The following is a 22,921-nucleotide window of genomic DNA, read 5'->3' on the forward strand; positions in this document are numbered from 1 at the left end:
ACAATAAAACCGATAGATAATTTAATGACATGAAAACGATAATGAGAAAATGGCATTTGACAGGCTGGCTGATTCTATTAATAACCACTGTGGGCCAGGCACAATGGAAATATTTACCCGCTAAAATCGAAATGCCGCCACATCCGCGAATTATGCTGCTTGCAGGAGAAGAACAAAAGATAAAGGATCGAATCGCAGCCGATCCGGTATGGAATAAAGTGCATCAGGCGATCATGGCCGAATGTGATAAAATCACCGGCTTGCCGGAATTGGAACGTAAAATGACGGGACGACGCCTGTTAAGCGTATCACGCGAAGGTATTCGCCGTATCTTCTATCTATCCTATGCCTGGCGCATGAGTGGTGAGGATAAATATGCCCAAAAAGCGGAACGGGAAATGCTCGCGATCTCGGCATTCAATGACTGGAATCCGTCGCATTTCCTCGATGTAGCCGAAATGACCTTGGCCATGGCCATCGGATATGACTGGCTGTATGATCATTTACCCTCTTCTACCCGAGAAACGGTTAGAAACGCTATTATACAAAAGGGACTGGATCCGTCGTTTAACACAAAGAATGCATGGTTTCTGAAATCAAACAACAATTGGAACCAAGTATGTAATGCCGGCATGAGCTTTGGCGCTTTGGCTGTGTACGAAGACATACCCGAATTATCCAACTGGATCATCGACCGGGCGATAGAAACGATTCAAATTTCAATGAAGGAATATAACCCCGACGGAGCTTATCCCGAAGGATACGGGTACTGGGAATATGGTACGACTTTTAATATACTATTTTTAAGCGCGATAGAGAGAACATTTAAAACGGACTTCGAACTCCCCAATTCATTTGCTTTTTTGAAAACGGCAGAATATCAAGAGCATATGACAGGCCCGTCGCATAAATGCTATAATTATGCAGATTGCGGACTGGGTGGAAGCCTGAGCCCTGCCATGTTTTGGTTCGCCTCCAAGCTAAATGATCCTTCCTTGTTATGGAATGAAAAATATTACCTCTCGAAGGACATACCGACCAGAGACAGGATCCTTCCGGCGCTTATGATCTGGGGACAAAATGTAGAAGTAAACAAAATTCCTGCTCCCGGTAAAAAGATATGGGTAGGACAAGGGATCACTCCCGTAGCATTAATGAGAACCTCCTGGGAGGATCCGAATGCCATCTATGTAGGATTCAAAGGGGGAACGCCATCCAGTAACCATGCCCATATCGACGGCGGTTCGTTTATTATGGAAGCCGACGGAGTTCGTTGGGCTTCGGATTTCGGATCGCAGGACTATAATTCTTTAGAAAGCAAAAATGTGGATTTATGGAATATGACTCAAAATTCGCAGCGGTGGACCGTATTCCGGTATAATAATTTCGCACATAATACATTGACGGTCGACAACAAGCTACATGACGTGAAAGGAATGGCCACGATCCGCTCCTACTCGTCATCACCTGATATGATGAATGCGACCTCCGACCTATCTGCTTTATTTAAAGGCCAGTTAGCAGAATGCGTACGTGGAATTGCGATTGTAAAGCAACAGTATGTGGTGGTAAGAGACGAAATAAAAACAAACGGAAAAGAAGCTACGATACGTTGGACCATGATGACAACCGCCGAAGCGAAAATAAAAGGAAAAAACAGAATCGAGCTTAGCAAAGACGGGAAAAAATTAGTGCTGGAAGTGGCGGAACCGGCAAAAGTAACGATGAAAATCGGAAGCACGGTTTCTCCGAATGATTACGATGCGCCTAATCCCGGAACGGCACTGGTAGGCTTCGAGGTAAAAGTGCCGGCCAATACGTCTGTTGCCTTATCGGTAAAACTGATTCCACAAAAAATAAAGAAAACGGCTGATGTACCCGCATTAGCGCAATGGCCTGCTACAAACAAATAAACGAGCAATAACAAAATCCATATATTAATGAAAGCACAATCTATTTTCATCGCAAGTATCATCGCTTTACTCACGACGTCCTGTACCAAAAAAGAACCGATAGACGATCTGATTAACGACCGGTTAGAACGTTCCGTTCAGCAATATGAACTGATGGCCGAATCTCTCCGAAATCAACCCGACCGACTTCCTCGTACTATTGACAAGGAAGGCAAACTTGTGTCCAGCGGTTCCGACTGGTGGTGCAGCGGTTTCATGCCGGGCACGTTGTGGTACTTATATGAATATGGCAAAGATGAGAAAATGCTCGATGCCGCCCGTGACTACACAGCCCGTGTGGAAAAAGAAAAATACAATAAAGGAACCCATGACCTCGGTTTTATGTTGTATTGCAGTTTCGGCAACGGATACCGTCTGACGGGAGATACGGCTTACCGTTCAGCGTTGCTGACCGGAGCAGAGTCGCTTGCAACGCGTTTCAACCCCATTACAGGCTGTATAAAATCATGGAATTCAAATGAGAAATGGCAATTTCCCGTCATCATCGACAATATGATGAATCTCGAATTCTTATTATGGGCATCCGAAGCATCCGGCAATCCTACGTTTAAAGATATATGTATCTCACATGCAAACAAAACGATAGAGAATCATTTCCGTTCCGATTACAGTTCGTATCATGTCATATCATACGATACGATTACAGGATCGGTAGAAAAGAAAAATACCCACCAGGGATACAATGACGAATCAGCCTGGGCCCGCGGCCAAGCGTGGGGGCTATATGGTTACACAGTAATGTACCGGGAAACAAAGGATCCTGCTTACCTGGAACAAGCCAAGCACATTGCCGGCTTCATTATAAACCATCCCAGGCTGCCCGCCGATAAAATTCCTTACTGGGATTTCGACGCACCGGAAATACCGGATGCGAAACGCGATGCATCGGCCGGTGCCATTATTGCTTCAGCGTTGATAGAATTGAGCGGTTATGTAGATAAGGAATTGGGTAAACAATACCTTAATGTAGCGGAAACGCAAATAAGAACGCTTTCATCACCGGAATACTTTGCGGAAAAAGGGACCAACGGTAATTTTATCCTGAAACATTCCGTGGGGCATCTGCCAGGCAACTCGGAAGTGGACGTTCCCCTTACCTATGCCGATTACTACTACATAGAGGCGTTACTTCGATATAAAAATTTGAACCTTGCTAATTAATAATGTGAGATGAGAATCATTATTCTTTCCATTCTATTGTTCGTCGGCGGGTATTGCGGAGCGCAAAACGATTGGCGGTCTATCCGTACGGTAGAAGATGTTTGTAAGGCTTATCCCGGACAGGTTCAGTCTCTGTTCAATGCACTTAATCTCGACTATCCCGGCTTAACGGCGGTAAAAGCGGCTTATCAAAAGGGAGATCTGCCGGCAGCCTGTCAACATTTGTTGGAATACTACGGAAAATCCCGATTAATTACTCCTAAGGAAAAACTACCGGCGGCTTCATCCAAAGAAAAAGAAAATGCCGAGGAGATTCTTCAGGATACTTACACTTTTCAGGGAGTAAAAGGGAAGACGCCCCGGCTACCGGATGGGCATTTACAATGGGCATATAACGGTCCGGAAGATGACATCGAGTGGGCATGGGCACTTAACCGTCATTATCCGGTTAACGACTTAATAGGAGCCTATCGCGAGACGGGAAACCTTGATTATATCCGGTATATTGACAATTTTGTAAAAGACTGGATTATTAGCAGTTGGCCTTATCCGGCAAAAAAAAGCAATACGGCTATGTGGCGTGGACTGGAAGTGAGTTCCCGCGAGAAAGTTTGGAAATCTGTATTTTACGAACTCTGGAATACCGAAGAAATTAATCCGGCAACACAATTACTAATACTAACCAGCTTGCCTTCCCACGCCCATTATGCAAAAAACTTTCATGCCGGAGGTAACTGGCTCACGATGGAAATGTCGGGGTTGGCAACGGTTGTCAGCGCCTGGCCGGAACTTAAGGAAGCCCCGCAATGGATGGATTATTCGATCAACGCCATGCTTTCAAGTATGAAAGAACAGGTCTATCCGGATGGAGTACAAACAGAGTTAACATCACATTATCATGCTGTGGCTCTATCCAATTTTAATTTGTTTGCCAATATATGTAAAGCGTCAGGCATTCGTCTGCCGGAATATTATACGCGTACAATAAAAGATATGTGGAATTATCTGGCATGGACTATTCGTCCGGATGGGTTCGGATTATTGAATAATGACGCCGATTTGGATTATAACAAAGACAAGATTCTAAAAATAGCAGAAGAATACGATTGTCCGGAATGGACCTATATCGCTTCCAACGGCAATCTGGGAAACCAACCGTCCGTCGGGCCATCTTGCTTTTTCCCCTACGCAGGGCAACTTATTTCACGAAACGGTTATGACGCAAAAGCGCATTGGTCTTTTTTCGATATGGGGCCTTGGGGAGCGGGACATCAGCATAATGATAAGCTACATTTATCCGTTTATGCCTATGGGCGGGACTTGTTGGTCGATGCAGGAAGATTTGCTTACAGGGGTGATGTAGCGGATAAATTCAGGGGATATGCCCTGGGAAGTCAAGGTCATAACCTGGTTTTGGTAGACGGAAAAGGACAGGATAAAGGAATACCGGTTGCCTCTTCGCCCGTCGACGAAAATCACTACCGTATAGAAAAAGAATATGATTATGGCAGCGGCCTATTTGATAAATTCATTGACACGGATGGAATTTTCAGCCATACCCGCTCGGTCATGTATGTGCGGGATCATTTCTGGATTGTTGCAGACCGGCTCCAAACCGACCGCCCAAGGGAGATTGAAACGCTATGGCATTGGCATCCATCCTGCAAAATCAAACTTCTTGGAAACGGCATCGTATCGACAGATAATGACACAGGAAATCTAACGATCATCCCCGTCGGAAACCCCGGATGGAAACTCAAACAAATAACCGGGCAGGAAAATCCGATTCAAGGATGGTATAGCAAAGAATACAACACTTACGAGCCAAACATGACTTCCGTATTTGGGACCCAATTGCCTGCCGATAGTGTTTTTGTATGGATATTACTCCCATCGGAGAAAAAAGCGCCCGAAATCAAGGCTTCCATCCTCTCAACACAGGACAATCGTGTTACAATACGCATAGATGAACCGGGAGTAGGCGAATGGATAATTGGCGTCCCCTTTCTTGACAAAAAGAAAATAGAATATTCATTTGTAAAAAAGCAACTTTGAAATGAAACGAATCGGATTGATTTTAGTATGGATAGCGCTATCGGGTATCATATGCTTTGCCGGTATAAAAGATATGCAACAGGTAAAGCGGAATATACTTGAACTTCAGAATACAGCGCCGGACGGAGAGGTGAAGCAATATATGGAAACACAAAAGCCGGACGGTTCATGGGCGGATATCAATTATCAGGATAAAAAGCGGAGCCTGTGGGAACCGACTTTGCACGCAAACCGGCTGACAACAATGGCAACCGCTTATCAGGATAAAAATTCGGCTTATTACCATCGGAAAGGCCTCTCCAAACAGATTCATCGCGGAATGAAATACTGGTTTGACGGTAATTTTGTCTGCACCAATTGGTGGTATAACCAGATCGGCGTTCCTAAAATCTTAGGAACTTTATTTCTATTGATGGAAGAGGAAATGGATAAAGCAGAAATAGCAGCGGCCATCAAATATATGGAGAATGCCAAATTCGGAATGACAGGGCAAAACAGCGCCTGGCTTGCCGAAAACGTACTGGTACGCACCATCCTCCAGAAAGACGAACCGACGTTCAAACAGGCCCGCGATTATATCCTGAAAGAACTGGCAGTCAGCCAAAACGGAGAAGGCATACGTCCTGATATGAGTTTTCACCAACATGGCCCCCAACAGCAGTTCGGTAACTATGGGCTGGCTTTCGCCACGTCCCAAACGTATTGGGCCAGAATATTCAAAGGTACGGCTTATGAATTGACTAAAGAGCAATTGGACGTAATCTATAACTACCTGATCGACGGTTTGCAATGGACCTGCTGGAAAGGATCTATGGATATCGGATCCTGCGGGCGCCAACTTGTATTGGATGCCCAGAAAAGTAAGGCGAGAGGTTATGGTACGGCCCTCAAACATGCTATCATCGCTGATCCCGAACGGGCGGAGATATACAAACAAATACTGGTGCGCGATGTGGAAGCAACCGTTCCCGGAAACAACCTCACCGGTTACCGTTTCTTCCGGTATTCCGATTACGGCCTGTTCCGGACAAAAGATTGGAGCGCCGGATTAAAGATGAGTTCCAAAAGGACTATCGGCTCGGAAATCGTGAATTACGAAAACCTTTTGGGAATGTATCTGGGCGACGGAAGCATCTATTATTACCGTGACGGGAAAGAATATGAAAACATCTTCCCGGTATGGGATTGGACATTACTGCCGGGAACAACTTGCTACAAAACAGACTCTTTGTTTCCCGGAGTGATTCTGAGCAAATATTACAAAAATGACCATGATTTTGTCGGAGGACTATCGGGTGAACAGGCGGGAGTATCCGCCATGATCCTGAATGACCAGGGACTGACCGCCCGGAAGTCGTACTTTTTCACGGAACAGGCTATCGTATGCATGGGCAGCGGCATTCACGGAGATAAGGGTTATGAAATAGCTACTTCCATCGAACAGAAGTTGCAGCATGGAGATATTACAATTGCGAAGAAAGGAAACGGACAAATTGTATTCCATGACAGTATGGCGTATTACCTTTTCGATGACGCTCTGCTGAAGATTGAAAGCGGGAAAGCCACCGGCAACTGGCAACGGGTGGCTTCGGTAAATAGTGATACGCTTGTTGAAAAGGATGTCTTCAGGCTATGGATAAACCATGGGGTTTCACCGGAAAACGCCTCCTATGGATATATGGTCTTTCCGCTTGTTACAGCAGAAAATTGGAAAGACAAAGTGGAAGAATCGGGCATCCTTCCCTTGCAACAGGATGAAAAAGTACATGCCATCCGAAATAAAAACGTCCTGCAAGCCGTCTTTTTCGATCCGGCACCGCTACAAATTCAGGAAGGAGAATCGCTTTCAAGCGACCAACCTTGCATCGTCATGCTGGAAGAACACGAAGGCAAACGGTTGCTTTCCGTTTGCGATCCCACACAAAAGCAATCGAAGATCGTACTCCATCTCAGCGGCAAATGGCAAGGGGATTATTGCACTTATAACCCGACGGACAATTCAACGTCCATTGCAATACCTACTGAGAATCTAAAAGGCGATGCAGTCAAAGTTACAATTCATTAACATTATAACTCAACCGCTTCCTCATTGAATAAATCCCTAAAACCTGTATATTTTTTTAAAGAGAAACAAGACGGAACAAAGAAATCCATGCAATTGAACAAATGCCAGGTGAACAAATGCCAAGCCGACAACTGTTATAAGCTGATAAAAGCCGATCTCCTTTATTTTGTTAGCGAGTAAAGTCCGCTTTCATCATTAAAGATTCTCTTTTTATTAGGCTTGGAAGTCATCTCGAACGTTAACTCTCCCCCATCTTTAATGTCATCATAGGTGAGATAGGGTTTTGCATACGTTTTGCCATTTAACTTCACCGATTTGATATAGCGCAGCTTGTCGCTTACATGTTCAGCCCTAATGGTAAGGAACTTTCCGTTACCCATATTTACTTTCAGATAAGGTAGGAAAGGAGCACCAATCACAAATTGGTCTGAACCTGGGCAAACCGGATAGAATCCCATTGATGAAAAGATATACCACGCCGACATTTGTCCGCAATCATCATTTCCACATAATCCGTCAATGCTGTTCCGGTACATCCGGTTCATAATCTCCCGGATCCAATACTGGCTTTTCCAAGGCTGGGAAGTCCAGGCATATAAATAAGGAATATGATGACTGGGTTCATTTCCATGCACATATCCTCCCAGAATTCCTTCTTCGGTAACATCTTCCGTATCTTCAAAGAATTCTTTCGGAAGATGCATGGTAAATAGGGAATCCAGGCGGGTGACAAAAACTTTATCACCTCCCATTTCCGAGATAAGTCCTTTTACATCTTGAGGTACATAGAAAGAGTAATTCCAAGAGTTACCTTCTATAAACCCTTCTCCGTGCGTACTAAATAAATCTATGTTTTTTTCCCAACTTCCGTCACTTAAGCGTCCGCTAACGAAGCGTATTTCAGGATTGAAAACATGATGGTAATTAGCTGCCCGTTTTTTATATTCTTCGGCCAAGGCCGTATTATTTGCTTTTAAAGCAGTATTATAAATTGTCCAATCATCATAGGAATACTCCAAAGTGATTGAGTTTCCATTGCTGTTTTTATCGACCGGCACATAACCCAATTGTTTATAATAAGACGTTCCATCATAATAATCCACATTCGAACTATGCTTCATGGCATCTAATGCCCGGTTAATATCAACAGGAATACCTTTGGTTATGGCATCAGCCAATACGGATACCGAATGGTAGCCAATCATGCACCAATTTTCGTTTCCCATATGAGACCATACCGGCAAGGCTTTATGTACGCTTTGGTCATAATGGGCCAGCATGGAAGCCACGATATCTTTGCTACGATCCCGGTTGATCACATTAAAGAGCGGGTGCAAAGCGCGATAGGTATCCCAGACAGAAAAGACGGTATAGTTGGTAAAACCATTAGCCTGATGTATCTCATGGTCGATTCCCCGGTATTGTCCGTCTACGTCCATATAAACGGAAGGGTTAATCATCGTGTGGTAAAGAGAGGTATAAAACATGGTTTTTTGATCCTCCGTCCCTTCAATTTCAATTACGTCGAGTTCCTTATTCCATTTGTTATTGGCTTCGGAAACAAGCTGGTCAAACGTTTTTCCGGAGGTTTCCGCTTGCAAGTTTTTGATAGCTCCTTGTGTACTGACGGCCGATATAGCAACCCGCATTTCCAATGTGGGGTCTGTCGGATCAAAAGAAAAGTGGGTGACAATTTTACGGCCGCCCATTTCCGGGAAATTGCTCTTTAGATTAAACTTCCGGAGAAAGCCTGAGTATAAAGGTTTTTCCTTTTCAAAATATCCGAAATCACGAATCGGCTTGGAGAAGGAAATAGCGAAATAGGTGTAGTTCAAGGCAGCCCATCCGTTTGTAATACGGAAACCGGTCAGCAGGGTATCATTTTCTACGCGGACATTTGCCCACAAGACTTTGCCATCGTAGTTATAAATGCCATGCGTTAAGTCTATGATAATATCCTGGTTCTTTTCTTTCGGATAGGTATACCGGTGGATTCCGGTACGTTCGGTTGCGGTTAGCTGGGCTTTGATGCCGTAATCGTCCAGCATGACTTCGTAATATCCGGCTTTGGCCACCTCGGTATCATGGGAGAAGCGTGAACGATAACCGCTATCGGGGTTATCGGCTGTCCCAGGGTTATACTTTACTTCCCCGGTGATAGGCATGACTAAAATATCACCCAAGTCAGAATGCCCGGTTCCACTGAAATGGGTATGGCTGAAACCAACGATCGTCTTATCATCGTATTGGTATCCTGCACAATATTTGTACGCATCTTTTTGATATTTTCCGTCGACGTTATGAGGAATGGTATCGGTGTCAGGGCTCAATTGCACAATACCATGTGGAACACAAGCTCCGGGAAAGGTATGTCCCATTTTTACGGTTCCAATCATAGGATTGATATAAGAAGATAATTCCTGCGCTTGAAGCGCTTCTCCGGCCAATAGAAACAAAAGGGCGATCGATATAATTTTCAGGTGATGCATCTTTATTGTTTTTCCTACAAACTTAGATAAAATATTACTATTGTCCGACTAAAATTTCAATTCTTCACTGTTGATTTAAAACGGCATTTCGTTATTTCGCCCTCCCTTCAGGAAATCTTCGCCGGGGGCGGGAATCGGCGGCATTGCATCGGCGCCGTTCATGCCGGAATTAAATTCCCGTACCGGGATGTCGTCTTCTATGTTCATGAACTTGGCAAATTCACTCTTGAAGCGGAGCCGCACGTCGCCAGTAGCTCCGTTACGGTGTTTGGCGATAATGATTTCAGCCAATCCTAACAATGAATTGCCTCGCTCGTCCTCTGTTATCTTGTAGTATTCCGGGCGATGGATGAAGCAGACCATGTCGGCATCCTGCTCGATGGCGCCGGATTCACGCAAGTCCGCCAACTGCGGACGCTTTCCTTCCACTCCCTGGCGCGCTTCTACTCCACGATTCAACTGGGAGAGCGCGATGATCGGAATGTTCAGCTCTTTGGCCAGCCCTTTTAATGAACGGGAGATCGTACTCACCTCCTGTTCACGGCTACCGAAGCTCATGCCGCTGGCGTTCATTAATTGCAGGTAGTCGATAATGATGCACTTGATCCCATGCTCACGCACCAGCCGGCGGGCTTTCGTACGTAATTCGAACACCGAAAGACTGGGCGTATCGTCGATATAGATCGGAGCGTCGTAGAGTTCCTTTATCTTGAAATCAAGCTGCTCCCACTCATAACTTTCCAGCCGTCCGCTCTTGATCTTCTCGCCGGGAATTTCGCATACATTCACAATCAGACGGTTAACCAACTGGACATTACTCATTTCAAGAGAGAACAGGGCAACCGGCGTATTAAAGTTTACCGCCATATTCTTGGCCATAGACAAGACAAAGGCTGTCTTCCCCATTGCCGGACGGGCGGCGATAATAACCAAATCGGAATTCTGCCATCCGGAAGTAATCTTGTCCAATTGATGGTATCCGCTACGCAATCCGCTCAATCCTTCCTTCTGGTTGGCCGCCTTTTGCAACAGATCCATCGCATCTTTGATAACCGGGTTAATCTGTACGACATCCTTCTTCACATTCCGCTGGGAGATTTCGAAGAGTTTGCCTTCGGCCTCCTGCATCAGGTCGTCGACATCGATAGTTTCGTCAAACGCTTTTCCCTGGATCATGGCGGTAAAAGAGATCAGTTCCCGCGCCAGATATTTCTGGGCGATAATGCGGGCGTGATATTCGATATGGGCGCTGCTCGCCACCTTACCCGTCAACTGGGAAATATAGAAAGGCCCTCCGACCGCATCGAGGTCACCTTGCTTCTTCAGCTGTTCCGTCACCGTCAGCATATCGATCGGACGCTGGCTGATTGCCAGGTCGACAATCGCCGCATAGATCAATTCATTCGCTTTTTCGTAAAAACATTCGGGTTTCAGCAACTCACTCACGATGGAATAAGCATCCTTCTCAAGCATCAATGCGCCGAGAACAGCTTCTTCCAACTCTACAGCCTGCGGCTGTAATCGCCCCATATCAGGAACAACTGTGGTCTTTGTCCGGCTTCTATTTGTATATTTTTCTCTTTCCGCCATGTATTTTATCCGTTCGGACATCAAAAATACATTATTTCTTCGGGAAGAAAAAGAGAAAAATCATTTCTCTAACCGAATCCGAGCGTCTACGGCAAAAAGCCCCCGGTCGGTTGCTATTAACGGATTGATATCGATTTCTTTAATTTCGCTGGTGAAACGGAGCATCGTTGAAAGGCGGACGATGATGTCCGCATATTCCTGCTCGTCGATTCCTTTTTGCCCGCGCGTACCTTTAATAATCGGATAACCGCGAAGCGAATGAATCATGGAATAAGTCTCTTCATAAGAAAGCGGAGCCAAGCCGTAGGATACATCCTTCAGTACTTCGACAAAGATCCCGCCCAATCCGCAAAGGACAACATGCCCGAAGCGGTTTTCGTATGTGGCCCCCAGGAATAATTCCTGTCCTTTCAGCATCGGCTGCACCAAGATACCCGTTACTTCCGGCAAGTTCATCATCCGCTCGAACTCCAGGCGGAGATGATCTTCCGTACGGATGTTCAGCGTCACCCCGCCGATATCACTCTTATGGATCGGGCCGACCACTTTCGCCACGACCGGATAGCCGACTTTCTTTGCAAAAGCCAAGATCTCATCCAGGTCGGATGAAGTATGTTCGTCCACCAGCGGAATATTCGCCGCCTTCAGTAGAATGCGCACCTCGGAGGGATTCAAGAAGCCATTGGAAGGCAACTGTTCGATAATGCGCCGGACGGCAGGTATATCGATTCCGTAAAGCCGGATATCCGTACTTGCCGGCTTGGGCGTATTCAGCACCCGTGACAGGGCCGTTCCGAGTGTCACCTCATCCGAAAAGTTCACATGTCCTTTTTTCACAAAGCTCTTCACCTCCGGACTGGCCGTCACGATAGACGGGAGGACGGGAAAAATAGGTTTGCTGCACTCCCCCATCTTCTTATGGAGCACTTCATAAGCCTCTACTGGCTTGACCAAACCCGGATAGCCGAAAATAACCATCATCAAATCGACGTTATCGAATTTCTTTTCACAATAATCGATTGCCATCGCCAGGTGCTCCGGCGTCCCGGTTCCGATGATGTCGATCGGGTTGCTGACGGCAGCACCCGGATACAGTTTGGATTTCAGTTCATTGGCCAATACCGGGTCGAAAGTAGGCACATTCAGCCGTCCCTTGGACAAAGCGTCCGCCAGCATGACCGCCGGCCCGCCCGCATGGGTGATAATCGCACAGTTTTTGCCTTTTACCTCTTTCAGGGTAAAGATACTGGCCACCGTCGTCAATTCCTCCCGGCTGAAACAACGGACGATTCCCGCCTTACGAAACAGCGCCTCCACTGCTGAATCCGAACTGGCGATAGCCGCCGTATGGGAAGAAGCCGCCCGTTTNGTATCCGCTACGCAATCCGCTCAATCCTTCCTTCTGGTTGGCCGCCTTTTGCAACAGATCCATCGCATCTTTGATAACCGGGTTAATCTGTACGACATCCTTCTTCACATTCCGCTGGGAGATTTCGAAGAGTTTGCCTTCGGCCTCCTGCATCAGGTCGTCGACATCGATAGTTTCGTCAAACGCTTTTCCCTGGATCATGGCGGTAAAAGAGATCAGTTCCCGCGCCAGATATTTCTGGGCGATAATGCGGGCGTGATATTCGATATGGGCGCTGCTCGCCACCTTACCCGTCAACTGGGAAATATAGAAAGGCCCTCCGACCGCATCGAGGTCACCTTGCTTCTTCAGCTGTTCCGTCACCGTCAGCATATCGATCGGACGCTGGCTGATTGCCAGGTCGACAATCGCCGCATAGATCAATTCATTCGCTTTTTCGTAAAAACATTCGGGTTTCAGCAACTCACTCACGATGGAATAAGCATCCTTCTCAAGCATCAATGCGCCGAGAACAGCTTCTTCCAACTCTACAGCCTGCGGCTGTAATCGCCCCATATCAGGAACAACTGTGGTCTTTGTCCGGCTTCTATTTGTATATTTTTCTCTTTCCGCCATGTATTTTATCCGTTCGGACATCAAAAATACATTATTTCTTCGGGAAGAAAAAGAGAAAAATCATTTCTCTAACCGAATCCGAGCGTCTACGGCAAAAAGCCCCCGGTCGGTTGCTATTAACGGATTGATATCGATTTCTTTAATTTCGCTGGTGAAACGGAGCATCGTTGAAAGGCGGACGATGATGTCCGCATATTCCTGCTCGTCGATTCCTTTTTGCCCGCGCGTACCTTTAATAATCGGATAACCGCGAAGCGAATGAATCATGGAATAAGTCTCTTCATAAGAAAGCGGAGCCAAGCCGTAGGATACATCCTTCAGTACTTCGACAAAGATCCCGCCCAATCCGCAAAGGACAACATGCCCGAAGCGGTTTTCGTATGTGGCCCCCAGGAATAATTCCTGTCCTTTCAGCATCGGCTGCACCAAGATACCCGTTACTTCCGGCAAGTTCATCATCCGCTCGAACTCCAGGCGGAGATGATCTTCCGTACGGATGTTCAGCGTCACCCCGCCGATATCACTCTTATGGATCGGGCCGACCACTTTCGCCACGACCGGATAGCCGACTTTCTTTGCAAAAGCCAAGATCTCATCCAGGTCGGATGAAGTATGTTCGTCCACCAGCGGAATATTCGCCGCCTTCAGTAGAATGCGCACCTCGGAGGGATTCAAGAAGCCATTGGAAGGCAACTGTTCGATAATGCGCCGGACGGCAGGTATATCGATTCCGTAAAGCCGGATATCCGTACTTGCCGGCTTGGGCGTATTCAGCACCCGTGACAGGGCCGTTCCGAGTGTCACCTCATCCGAAAAGTTCACATGTCCTTTTTTCACAAAGCTCTTCACCTCCGGACTGGCCGTCACGATAGACGGGAGGACGGGAAAAATAGGTTTGCTGCACTCCCCCATCTTCTTATGGAGCACTTCATAAGCCTCTACTGGCTTGACCAAACCCGGATAGCCGAAAATAACCATCATCAAATCGACGTTATCGAATTTCTTTTCACAATAATCGATTGCCATCGCCAGGTGCTCCGGCGTCCCGGTTCCGATGATGTCGATCGGGTTGCTGACGGCAGCACCCGGATACAGTTTGGATTTCAGTTCATTGGCCAATACCGGGTCGAAAGTAGGCACATTCAGCCGTCCCTTGGACAAAGCGTCCGCCAGCATGACCGCCGGCCCGCCCGCATGGGTGATAATCGCACAGTTTTTGCCTTTTACCTCTTTCAGGGTAAAGATACTGGCCACCGTCGTCAATTCCTCCCGGCTGAAACAACGGACGATTCCCGCCTTACGAAACAGCGCCTCCACTGCTGAATCCGAACTGGCGATAGCCGCCGTATGGGAAGAAGCCGCCCGTTTGCCGGAATCCGTACTGCCCGCCTTGATGGCGGCAATCCGGCAGCCCTTACGAATTAAGGAAGATGCATGATAGAGCAGTTTATCCGGCTCCTTGATGCTTTCTATATATAAAATTTTGATTTTCGAATCGGTCACCGGATTAAAATGCCGGTCCATATATTCCAGAATATCCTCTACACCGATCTGCTTCGAATTGCCTACCGACCAGACGGAGGAAAAACGCAATCCCTTGGTCAATGCCGATTCGATGATAAAAAGAGCCGTCCCCCCGGAACTCGAAAGAAAGTCGACTCCCTCCGGATGGAACTCCGGAATAGGAAGGGTAAAAACCCCGTGATAATGCGTGTTCATCAATCCGATGCAATTGGGTCCGATAAAAGAAGCGCCTGCCTCATTGACTATCTGCAGGATTTGGTTCTCCAACTGTTCCCCTTCCTTGGATTCTTCCCCGAAGCCGGCGGAGATGATAATAAAGGCTTTTACATTCTTCTTCTTTGCCAGCACCTCTACCGAAGCCGGGCATGCGAGAGCCGGTATGGCCAATATAGCCAGTTCCGCTTCCGGAACCTCTTCCACACTCGGAAAGGCCTTGATTCCCTGTATTTCCTCCTCCCGGGGATTAACAATGTAGAGGTCACCTCTGTATTTACCGTCGACAAGACTGCGCACCAACCGCCCGCCGGGCTTATGCAGGTTGTTCGATCCTCCTACCACAATAATGCTTTGGGGGTTTATCAACTCACGATTTATCATATTGTATTCACTGTGTTTTACATAAAACAAGCGAAGCCACCCGGCTTACAATCTTGCTTTCAGAATTTTATATAAAAACAAACCGCATTCCTAAAAGGTTCCCTGAATATCAATTGAAAATATGATCGATGCCACCGGACTCGGCAGGAGCCGCTTGCTCTTCTTGCTGAACGCTATCGGTATGGCACGGATCGGCATACTGGGGAGGAATATCAAAGTTTTCGCTTTCCGAGTAACCGAGCGTCTTATCCGCATAGACTTTCTGCATGAATAAGCCGTAAATAGGCAAAGCCATGCTCGCCCCCTGCCCTTCCGACATGCGAATAAAATGAATCGACCGGTCTTCCCCGCCGACCCAGCATCCGCCGACCAGGCTCGGAGTAAAGCCCATGAACCAACCGTCGGAGTTGTTTTGCGTCGTGCCGGTCTTGCCGCCCATCGGCGCCCGGATGCCGTAACGGAAACGGATACGTCCGCCGGTCCCCCCATCAATCACGCTTCGCAGCATATGAAGCATTTTACAGGCAGCCTCTTCGCTCAGCACCTCATTCATATTCGGATTAAAGGTTGCAATCGTATTGCCGTTCGTATCCTCGATGCGCGTTACGTACAACGGCTCTATCCGGATCCCTTTGTTCGGATAGACTGAATAACCGCTCACCATTTCGGCAACGGATATGTCCGGCGTTCCCAGACACATCGAAACGACCGGATCGATATAGCCCCGGATGCCATAAGAATGCAGCAGGCGGGCCAATGTATAAGGTGAGAGTTGCTTCATCAGATAGGCGGTAACCCAGTTGGATGAATTCTGCAATCCCCATTGGATCGTCACCATCTCCCCTTCTCTCTTCCGTGTGGAATTGCGGGGAATCCAGGGGCGTCCCAACTCGTCGGTCAGTTGTTGCTCCACATGCAGCATCTCGTCGCACGGGCTAATCCCTTCCAGCATCGCCAGCGAATAAAGATAAGGCTTCATGGTCGAACCGATCTGGCGACGGCCGCCGGTCACCATATCATATTGGAATACATTGTAATCGACCCCTCCCACATAGGCTTTCACGTGGCCGGTTCTCGGATCCATCGCCATGAAAGCGGAACGCAGGAAAGACTTATGGTAACGGATGGAATCCCAGGGACTCATAATCGTATCTATCATCCCGTTATAACTGAACACCCGCATTTCCACCGGCTTCTGGAATTCCTTGCGGATCTCCTTATCACTTTTTCCCGTTTTCTTCAACCCGTGGTAGCGGTCCGTCTGTCTCATCGACCGAAACATGATATCTTCCACCTGTTCATCCGTCACGTCCCGTGAGAAAGGAGCGCCCTCCCGCCCCTTCTGTTCGCGGAAGAAATCCGGTTGAACTGAGCCGCCCATGTGTTCATGCACCGCGTCTTCGGCATATTGTTGCATCCGGGAATCGATCGTCGTATAAATCTTTAAACCGTCGGTGTAGAGATTATAAAACTCTCCGTCCGATTTCTTAGTCTTGTTGCACCATCCATAGAGCGGATTGGTAGCCCATGCCAGCGAGTCGTCCGAAAACTTCTGACCCTGCCACGAGGCGTAATTACTGCGCGAAGGCTTGGAAGCCGTCAGCACCAACCGCAAATACTCCCGGAAGTAGGGAGCCAACCCGTCCTTATGATCCATTCGCGTAAAACGAAGGGTCAACGGGAGCTTGACCAATGAATCGCANCTCGAAAGAAAGTCGACTCCCTCCGGATGGAACTCCGGAATAGGAAGGGTAAAAACCCCGTGATAATGCGTGTTCATCAATCCGATGCAATTGGGTCCGATAAAAGAAGCGCCTGCCTCATTGACTATCTGCAGGATTTGGTTCTCCAACTGTTCCCCTTCCTTGGATTCTTCCCCGAAGCCGGCGGAGATGATAATAAAGGCTTTTACATTCTTCTTCTTTGCCAGCACCTCTACCGAAGCCGGGCATGCGAGAGCCGGTATGGCCAATATAGCCAGTTCCGCTTCCGGAACCTCTTCCACACTCGGAAAGGCCTTGATTCCCTGTATTTCCTCCTCCCGGGGATTAACAATGTAGAGGTCACCTCTGTATTTACCGTCGACAAGACTGCGCACCAACCGCCCGCCGGGCTTATGCAGGTTGTTCGATCCTCCTACCACAATAATGCTTTGGGGGTTTATCAACTCACGATTTATCATATTGTATTCACTGTGTTTTACATAAAACAAGCGAAGCCACCCGGCTTACAATCTTGCTTTCAGAATTTTATATAAAAACAAACCGCATTCCTAAAAGGTTCCCTGAATATCAATTGAAAATATGATCGATGCCACCGGACTCGGCAGGAGCCGCTTGCTCTTCTTGCTGAACGCTATCGGTATGGCACGGATCGGCATACTGGGGAGGAATATCAAAGTTTTCGCTTTCCGAGTAACCGAGCGTCTTATCCGCATAGACTTTCTGCATGAATAAGCCGTAAATAGGCAAAGCCATGCTCGCCCCCTGCCCTTCCGACATGCGAATAAAATGAATCGACCGGTCTTCCCCGCCGACCCAGCATCCGCCGACCAGGCTCGGAGTAAAGCCCATGAACCAACCGTCGGAGTTGTTTTGCGTCGTGCCGGTCTTGCCGCCCATCGGCGCCCGGATGCCGTAACGGAAACGGATACGTCCGCCGGTCCCCCCATCAATCACGCTTCGCAGCATATGAAGCATTTTACAGGCAGCCTCTTCGCTCAGCACCTCATTCATATTCGGATTAAAGGTTGCAATCGTATTGCCGTTCGTATCCTCGATGCGCGTTACGTACAACGGCTCTATCCGGATCCCTTTGTTCGGATAGACTGAATAACCGCTCACCATTTCGGCAACGGATATGTCCGGCGTTCCCAGACACATCGAAACGACCGGATCGATATAGCCCCGGATGCCATAAGAATGCAGCAGGCGGGCCAATGTATAAGGTGAGAGTTGCTTCATCAGATAGGCGGTAACCCAGTTGGATGAATTCTGCAATCCCCATTGGATCGTCACCATCTCCCCTTCTCTCTTCCGTGTGGAATTGCGGGGAATCCAGGGGCGTCCCAACTCGTCGGTCAGTTGTTGCTCCACATGCAGCATCTCGTCGCACGGGCTAATCCCTTCCAGCATCGCCAGCGAATAAAGATAAGGCTTCATGGTCGAACCGATCTGGCGACGGCCGCCGGTCACCATATCATATTGGAATACATTGTAATCGACCCCTCCCACATAGGCTTTCACGTGGCCGGTTCTCGGATCCATCGCCATGAAAGCGGAACGCAGGAAAGACTTATGGTAACGGATGGAATCCCAGGGACTCATAATCGTATCTATCATCCCGTTATAACTGAACACCCGCATTTCCACCGGCTTCTGGAATTCCTTGCGGATCTCCTTATCACTTTTTCCCGTTTTCTTCAACCCGTGGTAGCGGTCCGTCTGTCTCATCGACCGAAACATGATATCTTCCACCTGTTCATCCGTCACGTCCCGTGAGAAAGGAGCGCCCTCCCGCCCCTTCTGTTCGCGGAAGAAATCCGGTTGAACTGAGCCGCCCATGTGTTCATGCACCGCGTCTTCGGCATATTGTTGCATCCGGGAATCGATCGTCGTATAAATCTTTAAACCGTCGGTGTAGAGATTATAAAACTCTCCGTCCGATTTCTTAGTCTTGTTGCACCATCCATAGAGCGGATTGGTAGCCCATGCCAGCGAGTCGTCCGAAAACTTCTGACCCTGCCACGAGGCGTAATTACTGCGCGAAGGCTTGGAAGCCGTCAGCACCAACCGCAAATACTCCCGGAAGTAGGGAGCCAACCCGTCCTTATGATCCATTCGCGTAAAACGAAGGGTCAACGGGAGCTTGACCAATGAATCGCATTCCGCCTTGCTGATATACCCGGCTTTCTCCATCTGGCGAAGCACCGTATTTCTCCGGTTGCGCGTCCGTTCGTTATGGCGCAGCGGATTGTAATAGGAAGGATTCTTACACATCCCGACCAACGTCGCCGCTTCTTCGATCTTCAGGTCTTTCGGCTTCACCCCGAAATATACCTGGGCTGCGGACTGGATGCCCACCGCATTATACAGGAAATCGAATTTGTTGAAATACATATTTACAATTTCCTCTTTTGTATAATATTTTTCCAACTGGACGGCAATTACCCATTCGATCGGCTTCTGAAGCAACCGTTCCAGCACATTCTCGGCGCCCGGCGAAAACAACTGCTTTGCCAACTGCTGCGTAACGGTACTTCCGCCGCCACCGCTTTTTTGCATCAGGATCCCGCGCTTCACTAACGCCCGGAGCAGACCGACTGCATCGATTCCGCTATGATTGGCGAAACGGATATCCTCAGTAGCCACCAGAGCCTTTACCAAATGGGGGGACAGGTCGTTATAGGTAATAAAAATACGGCTATCCTTGCTATTTGCGTAGACGCCCAACGTCTTTCCGTCCGCCGAAATGATCTGGGAAGCATATTTGTCAATCGGATTCTCCAACTGTTCCACCGGCGGCATATAGCCGATGGAGCCATTGGCTATCGCGATGAAAACCAAAACAACCAAGCCTATAAGAATGGCATAACCCGCCCAAAAGAAAGTGATTATGCGTTTACGCGTGTTCGAATTCATTAATCTAAAACTTAATCATTATAAGACGACAAAGGTAATAAAATCCTTATGCAAATAAACGGACAGGCGGGAATAAAAACTTTCGATAGCAACTCCTTGTTGGAGTGCATTGCATGTTTCTCTCTATCGGTTGATTAATATTATTAATGAATTATGGCATAGTATTTGAGTAGATTATTGAAATAGATTATTATTTTTGCATGTAAAGGCATTATTTAGAATAAAGGGAAAATATGAAAAACAATTATTCAAAAAGATTGGTTGATGTTATCGAGTATAGCCGGGAAGAGGCTGCAAGGCTTCAGAACAGTTATATCGGCCCTGAACACCTGATGTTGGGAATCATTCGCGACGGTGAAGGCAGGGCTTTCAATTTATTGAAAGAATTGGATACAGACTTGACCACCATAAAAAGAAAAATAGAGAAAGAGACTAAAAACACCTTCGAGACGGAAGACAGGACGCTGAACGACATAATTATAAGTAAAACGTCGGAACGTGTTTTACGGATGAGCATGCTGGAATCGCGTTTGTTCAAAAGAGAGGAAACCGGTACGGAACATCTTCTGCTGGCTATCCTGAAAGAGGAGTTCAACCTGGTCGCCCGTATGCTGAACGAAATCGGCATCGACTACCGGACCGTCTATAACCTTTTGGCGGATGAAACGGGACTCACTCATCTGCAAGAAGAGGCAGAAGAACTGGATGATATCGAAGACGGCTATACGGATGACGACGATGATGACGACGACGATTCGTTCTCGTCGCGGAAAGAGCCGCCCGGAAGCGGCAGTGCACAGGGAAGCAACCCCGGAGTCCAGACCAAGTCGCAAAACGATACGCCGGTATTGGATAATTTCGGGACGGATATGACGCGGGCTGCGTCGGAAAACCGCCTGGATCCGATCGTTGGGCGTGAAAAAGAGATCGAACGCCTTGCACAGATCCTGAGCCGCCGGAAGAAAAACAATCCGGTGCTGATCGGCGAGCCGGGTGTCGGTAAATCGGCAATCGTGGAAGGATTGGCTTTACGGATCATCCAACGGAAAGTATCGCGCGTTTTGTTTGATAAGCGGGTAATCAGCCTGGACATCGCTTCGATCGTTGCCGGAACCAAATACCGCGGCCAATTCGAGGAACGTATCAAGGCAATATTGAACGAGCTGTCCAAAAATCCGAATATCATCCTATTCATCGACGAGATCCATACAATTGTCGGCGCCGGTTCGGCCTCGGGCTCGATGGATGCCGCCAACATGCTGAAGCCGGCCTTGGCGCGCGGTGAGATACAATGCATCGGGGCGACGACCTTGGATGAATATCGTAAGAACATAGAGAAAGACGGCGCTCTGGAACGTCGTTTCCAGAAGGTCATCGTCGATCCGACAACGGCCGAAGAGACGTTACAGATCCTTGATAACATCAAAGACCGGTATGAGGAACATCATAATGTAACGTATACGCCGGAGGCCTTAAAAGCCTGTGTCAAGCTGACAGAACGTTATATCAGCGACCGTAATTTCCCGGATAAGGCGATCGACGCTTTGGACGAATCCGGATCGCGGGTACATATTTCAAATATTATTGTGCCCCAACATATTGAAGAGTTGGAAAAACAGATAGAAGCGACAAAAACGGAAAAAATAGCCGCCGTCAAATCACAAAACTTTGAACTGGCAGCCAGTTTCCGCGATAAGGAACGCCAATATCTGTTGCAACTGGAAGCCGCCAAAACTAAGTGGGAACAGGAGTTGCAGGAACATCGGGAGACGGTGGATGAAGACAAGGTTGCCGAAGTCGTTGCCATGATGTCAGGCGTTCCGGTCCAACGGATCGCGAAGGCGGAAAACCTGAAGTTGCTGGAAATGGGCGATGTCCTGAAACAGAAAATCGTAGGCCAGGATGAAGCGGTCAGCAAGATTGTCAAAGCCATTCAGCGGAACCGCGTAGGACTGAAAGACCCGAACAAACCCATCGGAACCTTTATGTTCCTGGGTCCGACAGGCGTAGGTAAGACTCATCTGGCCAAGAAACTGGCTGAATACCTGTTTGATTCGGCAGATGCCTTGATCCGCATCGACATGAGCGAATACCTGGAAAAATTCGCCGTTTCCCGTCTGATCGGTGCGCCTCCGGGATATGTGGGATATGAAGAAGGGGGACAGCTGACGGAAAAAGTACGCCGTAAACCCTATTCGGTCGTCCTTTTGGATGAGATAGAGAAAGCGCATCCGGACGTATTTAACCTGTTGCTGCAAGTGCTGGACGAAGGCCGGTTGACGGATAGCCTGGGAAGACGGATCGACTTCAAGAATACGATCCTGATCATGACTTCGAACATCGGAACGCGGCAGTTGAAAGATTTCGGCCGCGGTGTCGGATTCAATACCACCGGTGTAGGGGACCCCGATAAAGAATTTTCCCGTGGGGTGATACAGAAGGCATTGAACAAGGCTTTCGCACCGGAGTTTCTGAACCGTGTCGACGATATCATCATGTTCGACCAATTGGATAAGGAAGCCATTCATAAGATCATCGATATCGAACTGAAAGGTCTTTATCAACGGGTTAACGGACTGGGTTATGAGATAGAGCTGACGGAAGATGCCAAAGACTTCATTGCGTCCAAAGGCTATGACGTACAATTCGGCGCCCGTCCGTTGAAACGTGCCATCCAGAAGTACCTGGAAGACGAAATGGCAGAACTCATTATCCGGGCGTCCGTAACTGAAGGAGACACGATTCTCGTTGGATTTGACAAAGAAGAGCAGAAAATAACGAGCGAAATAAAGAAAAAGGAGTCTTAAGTGATTCCTTCCCTATAGTCAAAATGTCAGGCAATC

At 47.8% G+C, this 22,921-nt stretch carries 10 protein-coding genes and 2 pseudogenes; 5 read left to right on the forward strand and 7 right to left on the reverse strand.

The features are described from left to right. Positions 1-29: 29 nt before the first annotated feature. From BQ8014_RS12805 to BQ8014_RS12820, 4 genes are read left to right on the forward strand one after another with little or no spacing between them, the layout of a single operon-like run. Positions 30-1,913: a heparinase II/III domain-containing protein gene (locus BQ8014_RS12805; RefSeq protein WP_080904686.1), complete on the forward strand. Its 1,884-nt coding sequence runs from the start codon at positions 30-32 to the stop codon at positions 1,911-1,913. 27 nt (positions 1,914-1,940) lie between these two features. Then, positions 1,941-3,134 (forward strand): glycoside hydrolase family 88 protein, encoded by a 1,194-nt coding sequence (locus BQ8014_RS12810; RefSeq protein WP_080904687.1) that lies wholly within the window; start codon positions 1,941-1,943, stop codon positions 3,132-3,134. A 9-nt stretch (positions 3,135-3,143) separates the two neighbouring features. Further along, positions 3,144-5,189 carry an alginate lyase family protein gene (locus BQ8014_RS12815; RefSeq protein WP_080904688.1) on the forward strand — a complete coding sequence of 682 codons (2,046 nt, stop codon included), beginning with the start codon at positions 3,144-3,146 and terminating at the stop codon, positions 5,187-5,189. 1 nt (position 5,190) lies between these two features. Beyond that, positions 5,191-7,254 (forward strand): polysaccharide lyase 8 family protein, encoded by a 2,064-nt coding sequence (locus BQ8014_RS12820; protein ID WP_080904689.1) that lies wholly within the window; start codon positions 5,191-5,193, stop codon positions 7,252-7,254. A gap of 161 nt (positions 7,255-7,415) precedes the next feature. Here the strand turns inward: BQ8014_RS12820 and BQ8014_RS12825 are convergent, their stop codons facing one another. From BQ8014_RS12825 to BQ8014_RS12855, 7 genes and pseudogenes are all read right to left on the reverse strand, one after another. Continuing rightward, complete coding sequence (locus tag BQ8014_RS12825) at positions 7,416-9,743, reverse strand: GH92 family glycosyl hydrolase (RefSeq protein WP_080904690.1); 2,328 nt, start codon at positions 9,741-9,743, stop codon at positions 7,416-7,418. Positions 9,744-9,818: 75 nt separating this feature from the next. Then, a complete protein-coding gene (gene dnaB / locus BQ8014_RS12830; protein WP_080905962.1) occupies positions 9,819-11,333 on the reverse strand; it encodes a replicative DNA helicase in 1,515 nt (504 codons plus the stop codon). A 60-nt stretch (positions 11,334-11,393) separates the two neighbouring features. Next, positions 11,394-12,698: pseudogene (locus BQ8014_RS12835) on the reverse strand (acetate--CoA ligase family protein); the annotation flags it as partial. 4 nt (positions 12,699-12,702) lie between these two features. Further along, positions 12,703-13,317: pseudogene (locus tag BQ8014_RS12840) on the reverse strand (replicative DNA helicase); the annotation flags it as partial. A 60-nt stretch (positions 13,318-13,377) separates the two neighbouring features. Next, a complete protein-coding gene (locus BQ8014_RS12845; RefSeq protein WP_080904691.1) occupies positions 13,378-15,438 on the reverse strand; it encodes an acetate--CoA ligase family protein in 2,061 nt (686 codons plus the stop codon). Positions 15,439-15,547: 109 nt separating this feature from the next. Next, complete coding sequence (locus tag BQ8014_RS12850) at positions 15,548-17,620, reverse strand: penicillin-binding transpeptidase domain-containing protein (RefSeq protein WP_160150090.1); 2,073 nt, start codon at positions 17,618-17,620, stop codon at positions 15,548-15,550. Positions 17,621-17,729: 109 nt separating this feature from the next. Beyond that, complete coding sequence (locus tag BQ8014_RS12855) at positions 17,730-20,078, reverse strand: transglycosylase domain-containing protein (protein WP_080904692.1); 2,349 nt, start codon at positions 20,076-20,078, stop codon at positions 17,730-17,732. 233 nt (positions 20,079-20,311) lie between these two features. Between BQ8014_RS12855 and BQ8014_RS12860 the strand changes: the two genes are divergently transcribed. Next, positions 20,312-22,885 carry an ATP-dependent Clp protease ATP-binding subunit gene (locus tag BQ8014_RS12860; RefSeq protein WP_080904693.1) on the forward strand — a complete coding sequence of 858 codons (2,574 nt, stop codon included), beginning with the start codon at positions 20,312-20,314 and terminating at the stop codon, positions 22,883-22,885. Positions 22,886-22,921 lie beyond the last annotated feature (36 nt).

The sequence above is a fragment of the Parabacteroides sp. Marseille-P3160 genome, assembly GCF_900162725.1.
GTDB lineage: Bacteria > Bacteroidota > Bacteroidia > Bacteroidales > Tannerellaceae > Marseille-P3160.

Excerpts from the sequence above, each read along its gene's own strand:
- BQ8014_RS12815 (WP_080904688.1), top strand. The coding sequence starts at position 3,144 with ATGAGAATCATTATTCTTTCCATTCTATTGTTCGTCGGCGGGTATTGC.
- BQ8014_RS12845 (WP_080904691.1), bottom strand. The coding sequence starts at position 15,438 with ATGATAAATCGTGAGTTGATAAACCCCCAAAGCATTATTGTGGTAGGA.
- BQ8014_RS12810 (WP_080904687.1), top strand. The coding sequence starts at position 1,941 with ATGAAAGCACAATCTATTTTCATCGCAAGTATCATCGCTTTACTCACG.
- BQ8014_RS12825 (WP_080904690.1), bottom strand. The coding sequence starts at position 9,743 with ATGCATCACCTGAAAATTATATCGATCGCCCTTTTGTTTCTATTGGCC.
- BQ8014_RS12860 (WP_080904693.1), top strand. The coding sequence starts at position 20,312 with ATGAAAAACAATTATTCAAAAAGATTGGTTGATGTTATCGAGTATAGC.
- dnaB (WP_080905962.1), bottom strand. The coding sequence starts at position 11,333 with ATGGCGGAAAGAGAAAAATATACAAATAGAAGCCGGACAAAGACCACA.
- BQ8014_RS12855 (WP_080904692.1), bottom strand. The coding sequence starts at position 20,078 with ATGAATTCGAACACGCGTAAACGCATAATCACTTTCTTTTGGGCGGGT.
- BQ8014_RS12805 (WP_080904686.1), top strand. The coding sequence starts at position 30 with ATGAAAACGATAATGAGAAAATGGCATTTGACAGGCTGGCTGATTCTA.
- BQ8014_RS12820 (WP_080904689.1), top strand. The coding sequence starts at position 5,191 with ATGAAACGAATCGGATTGATTTTAGTATGGATAGCGCTATCGGGTATC.